Origin of the sequence: Xanthomonas sp. SHU 166 (assembly GCF_000364685.1) — a bacterium.
GTDB lineage: Bacteria > Pseudomonadota > Gammaproteobacteria > Xanthomonadales > Xanthomonadaceae > Xanthomonas_A > Xanthomonas_A sontii.
In genome coordinates, this window is the sequence record NZ_AQOJ01000799.1 from 1 (window position 1) to 464 (window position 464).

Sequence of the window (464 nt, forward strand, 5' to 3'; positions counted from 1 at the left end):
CGCCAGCCGCGCCACCAGCGGCGCGGCGAAGGAGGTGCCGCGCTGCGTCTGCCAGCGGCCCTGCGGTGCCGCGGCGATCAGTTCGCCGACCGCGGCGAACGTCACCTGCGGCCCTCGCCCCGCCTCCGGCAACACCCGCGCGCGCGCATCCACCGCGGTGACGCCGATCACCCCGGGATAGGACGCGGGATACAGTGGCGGTGCCGCCGGGCCATCGTTGCCGACCGCCGCGACCAGCACGTGGCCGCGCGCGAGCATGCGCTGCACGGCGAGCTGCAATGCGCGGTTGGGCCCACCGATCAGGCTGATGTTGATCACCGGCACCTGCTGCTGCGCCATCCATGCCAGTGCCCCGACCAGCTCGACCACGGTGCCGCCATCGGCCTGCCCGCAGTAGATGTCGGCCGCATACAGGGTGCGCGCGAACGGCCCGTGCGCCACCGCGCGTCCCGCCAGCAGCGAGG

The 464-nt window shown here is 74.6% G+C and carries 1 protein-coding gene; it reads right to left on the reverse strand.

Annotation, left to right across the window (positions count from 1 at the left end; genetic code table 11):
- A partial coding sequence (locus D180_RS18545) for a S8 family serine peptidase (RefSeq protein ID WP_017913964.1) occupies positions 1–464 on the reverse strand: 464 nt, incomplete at both ends.